This window comes from uncultured Pedobacter sp. (genome assembly GCF_913776295.1).
In the GTDB taxonomy this organism is placed as follows: Bacteria; Bacteroidota; Bacteroidia; order Sphingobacteriales; family Sphingobacteriaceae; genus Pedobacter.
On the sequence record NZ_CAJYOJ010000053.1, the window covers coordinates 105,776 to 121,585 of the forward strand.

13 protein-coding genes are annotated in these 15,810 nt (G+C 38.2%); 6 read left to right on the plus strand and 7 right to left on the minus strand.

All coding sequences use genetic code 11. The features are described from left to right. Positions 1–79 precede the first annotated feature (79 nt). Entirely contained in the window at positions 80–757 is a 678-nt protein-coding gene (locus tag QZ738_RS11325; RefSeq protein WP_293787574.1) for a TIGR02117 family protein, read from the minus strand. A 140-nt stretch (positions 758–897) separates the two neighbouring features. Here QZ738_RS11325 and QZ738_RS11330 point away from each other — a divergent pair, with 140 nt between their 5' ends. After that, complete coding sequence (locus QZ738_RS11330; protein ID WP_293787576.1) at positions 898–1,350, plus strand: VOC family protein; 453 nt, start codon at positions 898–900, stop codon at positions 1,348–1,350. Positions 1,351–1,434: 84 nt separating this feature from the next. Here QZ738_RS11330 and QZ738_RS11335 read toward each other — a convergent pair whose 3' ends face one another. Beyond that, positions 1,435–1,782 carry a hypothetical protein gene (locus QZ738_RS11335; protein WP_293787577.1) on the minus strand — a complete coding sequence of 116 codons (348 nt, stop codon included), beginning with the start codon at positions 1,780–1,782 and terminating at the stop codon, positions 1,435–1,437. 281 nt (positions 1,783–2,063) lie between these two features. Between QZ738_RS11335 and typA the strand changes: the two genes are divergently transcribed. From typA to QZ738_RS11355, 4 genes are all read left to right on the plus strand, one after another. Continuing rightward, positions 2,064–3,869 (plus strand): translational GTPase TypA, encoded by a 1,806-nt coding sequence (typA, locus tag QZ738_RS11340; protein ID WP_293787578.1) that lies wholly within the window; start codon positions 2,064–2,066, stop codon positions 3,867–3,869. 341 nt (positions 3,870–4,210) lie between these two features. Beyond that, a complete protein-coding gene (locus QZ738_RS11345) occupies positions 4,211–5,086 on the plus strand; it encodes a lysophospholipid acyltransferase family protein (RefSeq protein ID WP_293787579.1) in 876 nt (291 codons plus the stop codon). 82 nt (positions 5,087–5,168) lie between these two features. Beyond that, complete coding sequence (locus QZ738_RS11350) at positions 5,169–6,359, plus strand: serine hydrolase (protein ID WP_293787580.1); 1,191 nt, start codon at positions 5,169–5,171, stop codon at positions 6,357–6,359. A gap of 163 nt (positions 6,360–6,522) precedes the next feature. Then, on the plus strand, positions 6,523–7,566 hold the full coding sequence (locus tag QZ738_RS11355) for a hypothetical protein (RefSeq protein WP_293787581.1): 1,044 nt from the start codon (positions 6,523–6,525) through the stop codon (positions 7,564–7,566). A 175-nt stretch (positions 7,567–7,741) separates the two neighbouring features. Here the strand turns inward: QZ738_RS11355 and QZ738_RS11360 are convergent, their stop codons facing one another. The 5 genes from QZ738_RS11360 to QZ738_RS11380 all read right to left on the minus strand — a co-directional run bounded on the left by QZ738_RS11360 (position 7,742) and on the right by QZ738_RS11380 (position 12,361). Continuing rightward, positions 7,742–8,302 carry a type 1 glutamine amidotransferase domain-containing protein gene (locus tag QZ738_RS11360; RefSeq protein WP_293787582.1) on the minus strand — a complete coding sequence of 187 codons (561 nt, stop codon included), beginning with the start codon at positions 8,300–8,302 and terminating at the stop codon, positions 7,742–7,744. A gap of 65 nt (positions 8,303–8,367) precedes the next feature. After that, positions 8,368–9,069: a hypothetical protein gene (locus QZ738_RS11365; RefSeq protein ID WP_293787583.1), complete on the minus strand. Its 702-nt coding sequence runs from the start codon at positions 9,067–9,069 to the stop codon at positions 8,368–8,370. A gap of 3 nt (positions 9,070–9,072) precedes the next feature. Continuing rightward, positions 9,073–9,819 (minus strand): glycosyltransferase family 2 protein, encoded by a 747-nt coding sequence (locus QZ738_RS11370; RefSeq protein WP_293787584.1) that lies wholly within the window; start codon positions 9,817–9,819, stop codon positions 9,073–9,075. 2 nt (positions 9,820–9,821) lie between these two features. After that, positions 9,822–10,967 carry a PDDEXK nuclease domain-containing protein gene (locus QZ738_RS11375; RefSeq protein ID WP_293787585.1) on the minus strand — a complete coding sequence of 382 codons (1,146 nt, stop codon included), beginning with the start codon at positions 10,965–10,967 and terminating at the stop codon, positions 9,822–9,824. A gap of 122 nt (positions 10,968–11,089) precedes the next feature. Then, complete coding sequence (locus QZ738_RS11380) at positions 11,090–12,361, minus strand: glycosyltransferase family 4 protein (protein ID WP_293787586.1); 1,272 nt, start codon at positions 12,359–12,361, stop codon at positions 11,090–11,092. A gap of 136 nt (positions 12,362–12,497) precedes the next feature. Here QZ738_RS11380 and QZ738_RS11385 point away from each other — a divergent pair, with 136 nt between their 5' ends. Further along, complete coding sequence (locus tag QZ738_RS11385; protein ID WP_293787588.1) at positions 12,498–15,695, plus strand: S41 family peptidase; 3,198 nt, start codon at positions 12,498–12,500, stop codon at positions 15,693–15,695. Positions 15,696–15,810 lie beyond the last annotated feature (115 nt).

Sequence of the window (15,810 nt, forward strand, 5' to 3'; positions counted from 1 at the left end):
ATAGATACTTCGATGAGTACTCCGTGGTTCCCATCCGATGGTTATCGGATCGAGTTGGGAATGGCGATCGATCGCATGGCTACTCATACTTTAAAAAAATACCGGTATCAAATATTGTCCACAAACAACTGCGTTGCCCACAGCTTTTTAGCGCTGCGTTAGCCCAGGTATTGCAGGTTTTGAAAATACTATAACTGCCCTTGGCTTCGTAAAAGGCATCGCCAATATCATAATGGATGTTTGATTTAACAGGAATTAAATGTCCTGAATCATCTTTTTGAAAACTGTTTGAAATATAATGTGCCAGCTGCCGGTATTGTGCCTTGCTGATCATGATTTTTATACAGCTTGCATCTTCCCTTATATTTTTATAATAAGTAGTGTGCATGGCGGATGTGCTCAGACCAGAGATTGCCCGCAGTCCATTACTCAGTTTAAGATCTGAAAATTCCGGGGTTTCCAGATAGAATTGTTTATCTCCCCAGCCTATGGCCAGGTATTGATAACTGCTGTCTGCTTCTAAAGTGAGCTGATAACGGATTTCTTTCGTCCAGTTTATTTCTGTGCTAACAGCCGGAACCACAATATCCGTGTGCACGCCATTCGTCATAATATATATGGCAACTTCTTTTGCATTGGTTGGGTTGGCATTTATGGTTATACGCGAGCAGCAAAACGCAGTAAGGAAGTAAATTCCGACTAATGCCATAAAAACAATTAAAAATCTGCCTGTATGCTTTAGAATCTTTTTATTCATCCCAGCTCTATTATTTCAGTTATACGTCAACTGGATTTTGGTAACCCAATTTATAAAATAATTATGTTAATCGATTTTATTGATGTGAACATCGAAAAACATGATTTTTTGCGTTTACAAGTTATCCCTACCTTGACAGCATGATAAAAGGATTGTTTGAAACGCATATTGATGTGGAAGATCTGGAAAGATCAGTTGATTTTTACACCAATGTTTTAGGTTTAACGCAATGCCATTATGAAGCGGAACGCAGAATCGCGTTTTTCTGGATTGGTAAACCGCAGGAAGCCATGTTGGGAATTTGGGAAAAGCCAAAAGCAGAAATTGATGTAAGACATTTTGCATTTCGCTGTGAGCTGGTTGACGTATTGAATAAATCAGTTCAATTTCTGGAATCTAAAAATCTACAGCCTTATAATTTTCTTAACAGTGACAATCATGAACCCATGGTTTTTGCCTGGATGCCCGCAGTGTCGATTTATTTTAATGATCCTGATGGGCATGCACTGGAGTTTATTGCCATTTTGGAAGGGGAAGAAAGACCAGAATTGGGCGTGATTTCTTATCCGGATTGGCTAAGGGTAAACTTATAAAGTTAAATTTATGAATGTTATTCTAATGCCATAATAGTTTTAATTAACTTAGGTAGTTCTTGTAAGGATCTAGTAATTAATTTGTTAATTTACTTCTTTGTCTTCAACCATAATGGCGCCGCCTTCGCAATGAATCAACACGGTGCATTCATCCCGTTTATCTTTTACCAGAACTTTGGTGTTGATTTTACAAAGTTTTTCAGCCAATTCATCCTGAATTTCAGACCACTCCTGGCTGAGGTTTTCCAGTTCCTTTTCTTTCTGTTCCCTTTCTATACAGGCAATAAGGTGTTCGTCGGCCTGTGGGGCGGTAATAAACTCTTCCTTTGATAAATCTGGTACTTCAGCCGCGTCCATGGCCCTTTTTGCTGCTTCTACCTGAAGCGACTTTTCTTCATACTGATCAAATAATTCTTGTATTGATTTTTCCATTTACATAATACCTTCAAATTGTTCATTTGTTTTGTTCATTTGAACTTGAACGATTTTTTAAAAACAAGCTTTGGATTCTAAACCTGACGGAAACGGCTGCCCCGAATTTTTTATGAGGGCTAAAGTGCAGAGTGGGACAGATTAGACCGAAGTGCTACTGCTATTGCTTTTCTAATTAAAAATGAGACTATTGCAGCGTTATCAAAGCATTAAATAGTAAGCGTTATAGTGAAAAATCCATTTCTAAACACTATCTTTGCGCCAAATTTGAGGCGCATTTTATGCAAAAGATTAGAAACATAGCTATTATAGCACACGTTGACCACGGTAAAACCACGTTGGTTGATAAGATTTTACACTCTTGTTCTATTTTTCGTGACAACGAACAAACAGGAGAGTTGATATTGGATAACAACGATTTAGAGCGTGAGCGTGGTATCACAATCGTATCTAAAAACGTTTCTGTTAAATATAAAGACGTAAAAATTAACATTATCGATACACCTGGTCACGCTGATTTTGGCGGTGAGGTAGAGCGTGTTTTGAAAATGGCCGATGGTGTACTTTTACTTTGCGATGCTTTTGAAGGTGCAATGCCTCAAACCCGTTTCGTAACACAAAAAGCTTTGGCGCTGGGTTTAAAACCAATTGTGGTGGTAAACAAAGTAGATAAAGAAAACTGCCGTCCTGAAGAGGTTTACGAGCAAATCTTCGAATTGTTCTTCAACCTCGAAGCTACTGAAGAGCAATTGGATTTCCCGGTTATTTACGGTTCATCTAAACAAGGATGGATGAGTACCGACTGGCAGAAACCAACAACTGATATTTTTGCTTTGTTAGATGCTGTGGTAGAAAATATTCCTGCTGCACCAATAAACGAAGGTACTTTACAAATGCAGATCACTTCGTTAGATTATTCATCTTTCGTTGGCCGTATTGCAATTGGCCGTGTTCACCGTGGCACGATTAAAGAAAACCAGCCGGTTACTTTAATTAAACGCGATGGCAAAATCGTGAAATCAAGAGTAAAAGAACTTTACACTTTCGAAGGTTTAGGCAAGGTAAAGGCTACAGAAGTAAACTCTGGCGATATCTGTGCTGTGGTAGGTATTGATGGTTTTGAAATTGGTGATACCATCGCTGATTTTGAAGCACCAGAACAATTACCGGTAATCAGTATCGATGAGCCAACAATGAACATGTTGTTTACCATTAATAACTCTCCTTTCTTTGGTAAAGAGGGTAAACTGGTAACTTCTCAGCGGATTAAAGATCGTTTGATCAAGGAGATGGAGAAAAACCTGGCCTTAAAAGTTGTTGAAACTCAAGGTGCAGATTCATGGTTGGTATATGGCCGTGGTATCCTTCACTTATCGGTGTTAATTGAAACAATGCGTCGTGAAGGTTACGAATTACAGGTGGGTCAGCCACAGGTTATCGTGAAAGAAATCGACGGTAAAAAACATGAGCCAATCGAAACATTAATTGTAGATGTACCTGCTGAAGTTTCTGGTAAAGTAATCGAACTGGTAACCCAACGTAAAGGTGAGTTATTGATTATGGAACCCAAAGGTGATTTACAACACTTAGAATTCGAAATTCCATCTCGTGGTATCATCGGTTTACGTAACAACGTTTTAACAGCTACAGCTGGTGAAGCGATTATGGCACACCGTTTTAAAGCTTATGAACCTTGGAAAGGTACGATTCCTGGCCGTTTAAATGGTGTGTTAATTTCCATGGATAAAGGTACTACTACTGCTTATTCGATCGATAAATTACAGGATAGAGGTCGTTTCTTTGTTGATCCGGGAGTTGATATTTATGAGGGACAAATCTTGGGAGAACATATCCGTGATAATGATTTAGTAATCAATATCGTGAAAGGTAAAGCTTTAACCAACATGCGTGCATCAGGTACTGATGATAACACCCGCATTGCGCCGGCAATTAAATTTTCGCTGGAAGAGGCTATGGAATACATTCAGGCTGACGAGTATATCGAAGTTACTCCACAGAGTATGCGTTTACGCAAGATCTTCTTAACAGAACAGGAACGTAAGGTTAAAGGAAAGCAATTTGCTTAATCAAAATATCTTTTAGCAGGAGAATAAAATATATTTTACTAAAGCCCCGATGTAAATCGGGGCTTTTTTGCTCTAAAGGTTTTATTCATGCTACCATTTTAACCTTAAACAGGACTCGAATATTATCGGCTCTTATCTTTGTGATTAAACAAAATCGTAAAATTTTTGCTTACATGATTGAGATGTCTCATGTCGTGATAAAAAATACAAGCCTGAATAAAGGCTTTAGCAATCATTAAAATATTACACACAATAAGATAGCTTTATAATTAAGAAATCTAACATTTTCGTGGCATAATTTCGTAACATGCTGTTTAAATTAGCGCCTCAACCAGCCTGATGTGATTAAAACGTGGATTTCCCATTTGGGAATATTTCTTTTAGGTGTATTATCCCTGCTTCCATTATCTGTATTGTACATTTTGGCCGATTTCGCTTATCTGTTATTGTATTTTTTATTTCGCTACCGTAGGAAAGTAGTCAGAGAAAATCTGTTAAATTCACTCCCCGATAGGACATTACATGAGATCTTAATTATAGAGAAGCGGTTTTACCGTTATCTGGCCTCATTGGTTTTTGAAATTGTTAAAATGCAGAGCATTTCCAAACGGCAGATCGAAAAACGGTTTGTGTTTAAAAATAAAGAACAGATTCAGGCGTATTTAGATCGTGGCCAGAGTGTATTAATCTGTTCGGCACATTATGGCAACTGGGAGTGGGGTACCATGGGTGTCGGGCTCAATTTTCGTGCTGATCATTATCCTATTTATAAACCCTTAAGCAACCCAATATTTGACAACTGGTTTAAAAGAATGAGGAGCAGGTTCGGGAATAAGCTAATTGCCATGAGGCAAACCATGCGTGCATTACAGGCTAGCAAAGGTAAGCCAAGCCTGTTTAGTTTTGGTAACGACCAGGCACCATCGAAAGATGAATCACATTATTGGACTAATTTTTTGCATCAACCCAGCTCTGTACAGTTAGGAATTGAAAAAATTGCCAGGCGTACCAATCAGCCTATCTTTTATTTAAAAGTGAAGGTGTTAAAACGCGGTTTTTATGAGGTGGATTGTGTGCCGCTATGTTTATATCCTGCTGAAACCGCTACATTCGAAATTACCGAACTGCATACCCGTTTTCTGGAAAAAATAATCAATGCACAACCCGAATATTGGCTGTGGAGCCATAAGCGTTGGAAATATAAACCTAAAAATTGATTTCTGTTTTACTTCAAATAAATTGTGCGATAGCACATATCATTTCGTAAATATTTTATATTTGGGACTATAACGCCTATCTATGAAAACCTTCAAAAAAATACTTTTAATTCTGATTTATACTTTTTTTTTATCGTTACTGGCCTTATTCCTTTGGAAACCCTATTTGTTGAATGTATTAAAATACAGAACACCAAATACCGAAACCTATAAAATTTTTCCGCAGGAGGTTTCGCATAAAAGTGATTCGGTTTTTCATTTTATCAGGTCGGTAAAACAACGGAATGATCTGGATACGCTACATGTTAGAGATGGAGATAACCGCTATATTCCATTAAAAGACTATTTAAAAAATGGGCAGGTTAATGTTTTTATGGTCATCAGAAATGATAGTATCTTGTATGAAAGATATGCTAAAGGTTATAGTGATAGTACCCTGACCAGTATATTTTCTGGAGCTAAAAGCATGATTTCTATTGCAGTTGGTCAGGCACTGGCAGATCGAAGCATTAGAAGCCTGAACGATAAAGTAACACAGTATATTCCCGAATTAAAATCCAATCCTGCTTTTGCAAAGATTACGCTAAAAAATCTGTTGGATATGAAATCCGGACTTAAATTTCAGGATGCGTTAGGCGGAGTTGTGAAGGCTTTTTTTTCTGACGAGGCTAAATACTATTATACCGATGATATGAAAGCGCAGCTGATGAAAGTTAAACTGGCTAATAAGCCAGGAACGGTTTGGGTGTACAAAAGTATCGATCCGATTTTGTTGGGCTGGGTTTTAAAAAAAGCAACCGGTAAGTCAGTTGCACAATATTTTGAAGCCGGTGTATGGAAAAAAATCGGGACAGCATATGATGCAACCTGGGGGTTAGACCAGGTTAATGGCCTTGCCAATACGGCAAGCCGTTTTCAGGTTACAGCCATCGATTTTGCCAAGATAGGGCGGTTATATTTAAACAAAGGAGAATACAACAGAAAGCAGATCATTCCGGAAAGTTGGGTAGAACAATCAACACACATTGGCGCCGAAAAGCCAGCATCGGCTAAAGGATGGCAAAAATCTGCACATCATTATCTGTGGTGGATCCCGCAAGAAGGGGAGCATGGCGATTATGCGGCAGAAGGGATGCTTGGTCAAAGATTGTATGTTGATCCGAAAACAAATACCATCATTGTACAGTTTGCCGATCATGGCGCAGGAAATTATCCTTACCGGAAAATCAGCAGGTATCTCGCTGGATTGCCTTTTAGTTACCCGAAAGATTAATAACCACAGAGCACACCGAGTTTTCACAGAGAAAAAAGAGTGCTTACAGTAATGTATATTATTTCACTTTCCCGCTATTCTCTGTTTCCTCTGTGTTATTTCTTTGTGAACTTTGTGGTAAAAGATTTAGACATACTTTCATAAAATAGTACATTGCCTTTAAATGGAAAACAACGACGTAAAAATTTCAAAAAAGAAGCCGATTTTTCCGGTAACACCTGCTTTGCAGAAATATTTGCGTACCTACCAGCGTGAAGCAAAATTGCCTATCGGTTATAATGATCTGATGCAATTTAACGAGGCTTTCCCTTTAATGGATAAGTTTGGTAAGGATTCGCTTTGGGAAGGCCCCATATATGCGCAGGATTTAATCGAAAGATTGCATGATGGCTTGAAGGAAATTTATGCAAACCTTAAGGCTTCAGGAAACCTGCGTATTGTTGAGCATAAGTATATTGATAAAATAGAATATTGCACCTTTGGCAATACCCATCCTTTCCGTATCCGTATCGTAAACCGGCTAAATGATGTTTATGATTACTTTTATATCAAAAAGGCTGATGCGTCGCGTATTTACGGTCTCGAAATGGAAGAAATACTTTCACCCAACCAGGTAAATTACCTGGTAGATGGAAATACCCTGGTAGAAGAACATATTGCGGGGATTCCAGGCGATATTTTTACGAAGGGGCAGTTGTATACACCCGGGTTTAACCCTACGCGTATAGCCAAAGAGTTTGTCAAGTTTAATGAGCGCTGTCTGATTATGCTTTTGGGCGATATGCGTGCGTACAATTTTGTGGTCCAGATTACACCCGATTTTGATGATATCCAGTTCCGTATCAGGGCGATAGACTTTGACCAACAATTTTACGAAGGGAATTTGAAAGTTTATCTGCCACAGTTTTTTAAAGAAAACCTTCCTTATGTAAAAATGAGCATGGAGCAACTGACGGAGAAAACCGTATTGCAGTATCAGCAGGAGGAACGGTCGTCAATTGTGCACCGTGTAAGGAGCGAACGGCACCGTTTAACTGATCTACGGGATGTGTCAAATAAAGAAGAACTCACCACACCAGAGAATATTGCTTTATTAAAACAAGGTATGAGCGATTATTTTAAGGATACCAATTATCTGCGATGTAAAACGATGACCGATATTATTGAGTTGAATATTAAAAATATCATCAGACAGGTTAAGTTATAAGTGATGTTGGATGTTAGCATCCGACATCGAAAGCGGTTCTGTAAGGTAATTCCGTTTTATAGAAAATAGCCGTGAGGCGGAAACATTTGACGGCACAAAAGAACAGGTAAAACAAAAAACGGCTGGCAATATAGCCGGCCGTTTTTGAGTGAATCTAGAAAGAGCGTCCAAATTTTTAGGCATGTTGGCCTTCATGAACACCTTCAGCAAATTCCTCTACAATTTTATCGTTAAAAGCAGGTAAGTCTTCAGGTGTGCGGCTCGTAACCAAACCTTGGTCTACCACTACTTCTTCGTCTGACCAGATGGCTCCAGCGTTAATTAAATCCTGTGAAATGTTTTTTACTGAAGTTAATTTTCTTCCCTGTACTAAATCTGCATTAATCAAAGTTTGTGGACCATGACAAATAGCCGCAACTGGTTTTCCATCAGCAAAGAAAGCTTTTACAAAAGCCAGTGCATCTTCATTAACACGTAACTGATCAGGATTAATTACACCGCCTGGTAAAAGTAATCCGTTATAATCATCGGCGTTTGCTTCTGAAATGGTTTTATCTACATCAACTTCGATCGACCAGTGGTCTTGATCCCACGCTTTTATTTTTCCACTTTTAGAGGAGATGATGTGAACAGTTGCTCCCTCCTCTTTTAACCTTTTAACTGGTTCGGTTAATTCTACTTCTTCAAATCCGCTTTCTGAAAGTACAGCAATGGTGCGGTTACTTAATTGTCCCATAATCTTTAAATTTTTAATAGGTGATACATTTAAGACAGCTGGGGAAAATTATTGTTTTTAGAAATTTAAGATTGGGGAATAATTTCAAGAGTTGTTGATTTGTTTACCTGATAATTATAAAAGGCTTCGTAAATTACCCTGCTTACAATTGTTTTGATGGGACTGGCATCTTTAAAGCTATCCAGAGGATGTTTAAGCTGAAAACAGGTACGCAGTTTATTTTTCGTGAATCCGATTTGTTTAAGTACAGTTACTGTAGATTTATTAAAATAATCGCTAACCAAAATATCTGCAAACGGGGTTAGACGGATAATGATTTTGTTCTTTTTAACCGAAAACCTGATATAAAGATTTTCTTCTTTACGGAGGTTAAAAATGAAAGCACTAATCTTATTTTCAACCAGATCAAATACTGCATCATCAAATTCTTGTCCGTCATGAAAAGCAGCAATTTTGCGACTGTTTAGGTCATCTAAATTCAATCTTATTTTCTGAATTTGCTCTTTAATGTAATCACTAATTTGTTCATGGTTTAAAGAAATCTTTTCATAAAGACTGATATGGTTTTGATATTCTTCTTTTTTTAAATAGTAAGGATCATCAAGTGCTTTGAAGATGCGAAGTTGGTTATTAATATAAATTAAAGCCTTCTGGTTTACGTGAGCAGATTTATAGTCTGATTGTTCTACCGCTGCCTTTATCCACAGTTCAAGCTGTGTTTTTTCTTCTTCATAGTGAGAAATGAGCTCGTTAATTTCTTCATTCATAAATTAATCATTTGTTCTTCTATGTTTGATAAAGTACCATGCTAAATTACAGGTAATTATAATATGATTAAAGATATTGGGGACCAGGCCATAATATTTGGTGAAAATTTTAAACCGCTCTTTTAAGCTTTCCCGGTGTTTTTTCTTGCTCATGCCACCAACCAGGTATTTGGCTACATAGCGGTGTACGTTTACGATATTTGAAGCTTTTTTTGCAGCTTTGATAATCCAGTCTATATCAGCACTGTATTGATAGGTTAAATCATAAGGCGTAACAATGCTACGGCGGATATAAATGGCCTGATGACTGATGTTCATTCCATATTTAAAACATGTCCAGTCAAACTCATCTGGTGCCTCATGCCTCCTGCGACCCAAATTTTCCCAGTTATCATTGTACATTTCGGTTTCTCCATAATAAATATCGGCACCTGGAGCAGTTGCGAAAATATCTTCAACCGTATGGGAGTCGTAAATCTCATCTCCTGAGTTCATAAACAGCACATAATCGCCTGTTGCCAACGCCAAACCTTTGTTCATGGCATCATAAATGCCCTTGTCGGGTTCTGATATGATTTTCGAAATCTGATCTCTGTACTGTTCAACGATCTGTAGTGTTCCATCAGTTGACGCGCCATCAATTACAATATATTCTATGTTTTGATAAGTTTGATTTAAAACAGATTTTAGCGTACGTTCAATATCGCGAACGTTATTGTACACAATGGTGATAACGGTTAATTTGGGCATGGTTAATCCATTAATTTTTTAAAGGTTTCGGCATCAGGAATTAAACCTTTAAATGCTTTAGGTAATGTTGTGCTGGTTTTGTAGGTAGAAACACCCATTGCTTTGTTAAAATCGCGGAATGAAAATTCTACAATTTTGTTTTTCTTTTCTTTACAAAGTATGATGCCTATTGATGGTTGCTCGTGTGGCTGTTTAACATATTCATCAAGGGCAGATAGATAGAAATTCATTTTGCCCAGGTACTCAGGTTTGAATTTTCCGGTTTTTAGTTCGAAAACAACCAAGCATTGCAAACGGCGGTTAAAAAACAAAAGATCTATAAAGTATTCCTCATCCTCAACAATCAATCTGTACTGGTTGCTGATAAAGGCAAAATCGGCCCCTAACGACATTAAAAACTTCTTAATGTTGTTTACGATTTCACTTTCTAAAACCCTTTCATCTTGTTCATCAGGATCCTCTAGATTAATAAAATCCAGAAGGTATTCATCTTTAAAAGACTGCAATGCTTGGTCTCTTAATTCTTCATTGGAAATTGTTTTCGAAAAATTATTTGGCAAACTGCCAGAATTGCTAAACGACTTATTTTTAAGGTGATGTTTTAAAGTGGTCAAACTCCAGGATTCTGTAGCTGTTTTCTGAATATAATATACTTTTTCAGCAAGCGTTTTGGTAGCCAGAATAAGCTCAATGTGATGCGAGAAACTTAACTTAAAAAAATAACGTCCTATTTGGTCCAACACTGTTGGACTAAATTCAATGTCCTCTACGTCAATAAGTTGTATTTGGTCCAACACTGTTGGACTAATTGTAATTTCATCGGTATAGATGATAGATAGCGGCTCAGTTGCTGATGATTTAATATAAATATATTCTTCCCAGGATTCAAAAAAGAATCTCATCCTTTTAATCCCTGTGGCAGAGAAGCCTCTTAAGCCCGGTAGTTCTGCCTGTAAATCTGAAGAAAGGTTATCAATAACTTTTGCACCCCATTTTTCCTGTTTTATCTTTTCGGAAATAAATTTACCTACCGTGAAATAGAGCAACAAAAGTTCTTTGTTCACAAAAGTAGCTGCTTTATACCGGCTCGATAAAATAGCAGATTTTAATGCTTTAATGCTTTCAGAATAGTTCTCGATGCTTTCCATTTACAAATTTCGGTCGGTATAAATTTAATAAAGATTGACCAATTTTTTACTTGTGGAATGGAGAATAAGATTTTGCAAACCGAATGATGAATAGCATTGTAAAAATTTATTAAAATATGGAGTTATTTAGGCTGTAAATCAATCAGCGTCTCGTAAAGATGGATATGCTCTGTAGCAACAACTTCCTCCGCAAAGTTTGTCAAAATGCTTAATCTCGCCGCTTTCTGGATTTCCTCTTTATCGGGGCGGTGATATAACCATTCAATACCATTTGCTAAATCCTCTGCATTTTGATATTTGGCCAGGTATCCGTTTTGCAGGTGTTTAACCATATCCGGAATGCCGCCAGTGGTGAAAGCAATTACAGGTGTGGCACAAGATAAACTTTCCATCACCGTATTCGGGAGGTTATCTTCTAAAGAAGGTGTAATAAAAGCATCGGCGGCAGAATAACATTTCGCTAAATGATCATCTCTGTTAATGGTTCCCAGGAATGTGGTTTTAAAGGGGAATTCGGGCATTTCTGCATTTTCCCTGTTCCCAAAAATAACCAATTCAATATTTTCTTTTTGTATCCCACTTCTGCGTGCCAGGATTTCCAAAGCCTCAATTAGGTAGGGCGTTCCTTTATGTTTGTCGTTTTTTGAGGGCATAAATCCACTCATCAGCACAAATTTATCCGGATTAATTTTCAGGACTTTTTTTGCTTCAGATTTAACATAAGGTTTAAAAATATTTGTTTCGATCGTATTCGGAATCACGGTAGTCTTCCTTGTACCCAACAAACTGCTGAACTTTACTGAGGCAGCCATCCACTGGCTTGGTGCTACGATATGGAAATTTAATCTGGTGTAAGCTTGTTGTTTGCGCAACCAGGTTTTGTGCGAAATATCGTTTTTACCGCTAATTTTTAAAATGGGGCAATCGCCACATTGCTGGTGAAAATGTTCGCAGCCGTAGCGTACATTGCAGCCACCGGTAAAAGCATTGCTATCATGAAAAGTCCAAACGATCGGTTTTTCCAGTTCATCCAGCTGCGCGATGAACTTAGGATTGAGAAAACCATGGTTTATCCAATGTAAATGGATTAGATCGGCGTTTTTAACATCGGGGTGGTTAATCACCGAGCGACCAAACCATTGCAAACTGAACGGCGTTTTGACCGATTTGCTTAACCATTTGGAAAAATATCTTTCTGATAGGATATTATAAACGGCTTTTGCTTTTTGTAAAGGTGATTTGCTGAAAGTATCTATCTTGGGGTTTTGACCGAATTTATAATAAACCAGTACTTTTGAATCGATTCCGCTGGCCTTTAATGCATCGCTCAAGCGCAAACAGGCTCTTCCTGCTCCGCCATTTCCGTCATAGGTATTTAGGTGTACTACTTTCAAATCAATCAAAAATACATTTTATTGTTTACGAATATAAAATCTGTTGCGTAATTTCATCCATAAATTTTATCGTTCTTGAGGTCAGGTTGTTTTTATCAAAAAAGAACTGCCTTTTCAGAGCCAAACTAACTTCATTATGATCAAATCCTTAGTAAAATTATTTACGGTATTGGCTTTTTTATGGCCTTCATATTCTTTCGCCCAAAATCAAACTTATTTTGCCGCCTATCCTGCTTTAACGCCCGATGCACAAACAATAGTATTTAGTTACGATGGCGATATCTGGAAAGTACCGGTAAAAGGTGGGGTAGCATCGCGTATTACTGCCATGCAGGGCGAAGAAATTAACCCTAAAATATCTCCTGACGGGAAATGGCTGGCTTTTTCATCCAATCAGTTTGGTAATTATGACATTTATGTAATGCCTTTAGCAGGCGGTGATATTAAACAATTAACGTTTAACGATGCCAGTGATGAAGTAGATAACTGGAGCTGGGATTCCAAAACCATTTATTTCACCTCTGGCCGTTATAATTCTTTCTCCAGTTATAAGGTAAATGTAAACGGCGGAACAGCGGTACGTTTGTTCAATAACTATTTTAATACCACACACCACATTGCCGAATCGCCAACCGGAGAGTTGTTTTTTAACGACACCTGGGAAAGTATGCGCTTCGCTAACCGCAAACACTATAAAGGAGCCTATAATCCCGATATTCAATCATATAATCCAAAAACAAAAAGTTATAGACGTTATACCGATTATATCGGTAAAGATTTCTGGACGAGTGTCGATCAGAAAGGAAATGTCTTTTTTGTATCGGATGAAAGCAACGATGAATATAACCTTTATACTTTTATCAATGGCAAAAAAACTGGTTTAACGCATTTTGATACCTCCATTAAACGTCCGTTTGTTTCGGCTAATGGCACTACGGTTGTGTTTGAGAAAGATTATCAGTTGTATACCTATAATGTTGCAACTAAGAAAGCCGAAAAAGTGAACATTAGCACCTCACGCAACCAGGTATTGAGTAAAGAGCAGGAGTATGATGTACGCGGCAATATTTCAGCCTTTGATGTTTCAACTGACGGGAAAAAAATGGCATTCATTTCGCGTGGTGAGGTGTTTGTGAGCGATGCCGATGGAAAGTTTATCCGGAAGATTACCAACAGTGGTGAACGTGCAATGGAATGTAAATGGCTGGGTGATAACAAAACAATTCTCTTCAGTCAAACCACTAATGGTTACCAGAACTGGTTTACCATAACAGGCGATGGAAAAGGTACAGTAAAACAGCTCACAAAAGATAAAGCAAATGTTCGCGACATTACCCTGAATAAAGCTAAAACCATGGCCGTGTATTTAAGCGGAAGGAATGAGCTTAAACTGATGGACCTCAAAACTTTTGATGCCAAAACCCTGGTAACTGACGAGTTTTGGGCCATACAGAGCGCAACGCCAAGTTTTTCACCTAATGACGAATATGTGCTTTTCACGGTATATCGGAATTTTGAACAGGATCTCATGGTGCATCACATCAAAAATAATAAAACCATTAACTTAACGAACACCGGCGTTACCGAAACCAGTCCGGCTTGGTCTCCGGATGGCAAATATATTTTTTTTACCAGTGCCCGTACTAAACCTTCTTATCCGACAGGAATGCAAAATGCACACATTTACCGCATGGCTTTAAACAACTACGATGAGCCTTATCGTTCTGATAAATTCGACGACCTTTTTAAAGAAAGCAAGCCAGCGCCAGCAGACGTTAAACCTGTATCGCCCGAAAATAAAAAGGATAAAAAAGCAAAAACCGATACGGCTAAGAAGAAAACTGAAGTTAAACCTACACCTAAGCCAGCCAATGTCATTACTATCAATACTGAAGACCTCCTGGATAGAATAGAGCTGGTTGGCCCTTCATTTGGGGGGCAGTATGGGACAGATGTGTATGCCAAGGGCGATAAAACTTATGTTTTTTATTCATCTAACCACGAGGGTGGTGCGCCAGGCCTGTATCGTACCACGATCGAACCCTTTGAAGCCAATAAAACTGAAAAAGTTTCCGATGGTGGCGATTTTTCCATCATTTCAGCAGGGGACAAATTTTTTGTTTTATCGAGGGGTACAATCAATAGGTATAGCTTAGAAGGAAATAAGCTTGATCGGGTAGACCATGGCTATAAATTTACCAGAAACCTGAATGCCGAGTTTAACCAGATGTTTTATGAAACCTGGGTAGGTTTAGACGAAAATTTTTACGACGAAAAATTTCATGGTGTAGATTGGGATAAAATGAGAACACGTTACGCCGCATATTTACCTTATGTAAATAACCGTAGCGATTTAAGGATTTTATTGAATGATATGCTGGGCGAATTGAATTCTTCGCACATGGGCTTTAATAGTGCAGGTGCAGAAGAACGCAAAAACCTCAATTACATTACTAATGAAACCGGCATTATCTTTGACAATGCAAATCCTTTAAAGGTAGAACGTATCGCTGCTAAAAGCAATGCTGCCCGCACCGGAAACAACATTTTAGCGGGTGATATTTTAGCGGAGGTAAACGGGGTTAAAGTTGATGAAAAAATAGACCGCGATTATTATTTCAGCAAACCATCATTGGATCGTGAAATGACATTAACCTTCAAACGCAACGGCAAGGATGTTTATGTAAATGTACATCCTGAAAGTTCGGGCACCCTACGCGGGAACCTTTATGATGAATGGATTAGCCAGAATCATAAAAATGTAGATAAGTGGAGCAATAACCGCATCGCTTATTCCTACATGAAAAATATGGGTAGTGGCGAGCTTGAAAATTTCCTTTTGGATATGGTGGCCCAGGAAGAGAACAAGGAAGCCATTATTCTTGATCTGAGATATAATACGGGTGGTAATGTACATGATGACGTACTGAAATTCCTTTCGCAGCGTCCTTACCTGAAATGGAAATACCGGGGAGGTAAATTGGCCCCCCAAAGTAACTTTGGCCCGGCTGCGAAACCAATCGTATTGCTGATTAACGAGCAATCTTTAAGTGATGCTGAGATGACAGCTGCAGGTTTTAAACAATTAAAACTGGGTAAGATTATCGGTACAGAAACCTACCGATGGATTATTTTTACTTCGGCGAAGGGTTTGGTTGATGGTTCTTCTTACCGTTTACCGTCATGGGGCTGTTATACCATGGATGGTAAGAATATTGAAAAGGAGGGTGTTAAACCAGATATTTTTGTTAAAAATACTTTTGAAGACCGCCTGGCAGACAGAGACCCTCAACTGGAAAAAGCAGTGGCTGAGATTTTAAAAGATTTGAAATAAGGTTAATTGAATGTGTAAAATCGTCATTTCGACTGAAGTGCAACGAAATGCCTGCCCGTACAGGCGGGGAGAAATCTTTTCCGTAAATTTAAAAGATTTAGCTTGGCTAAGCCTT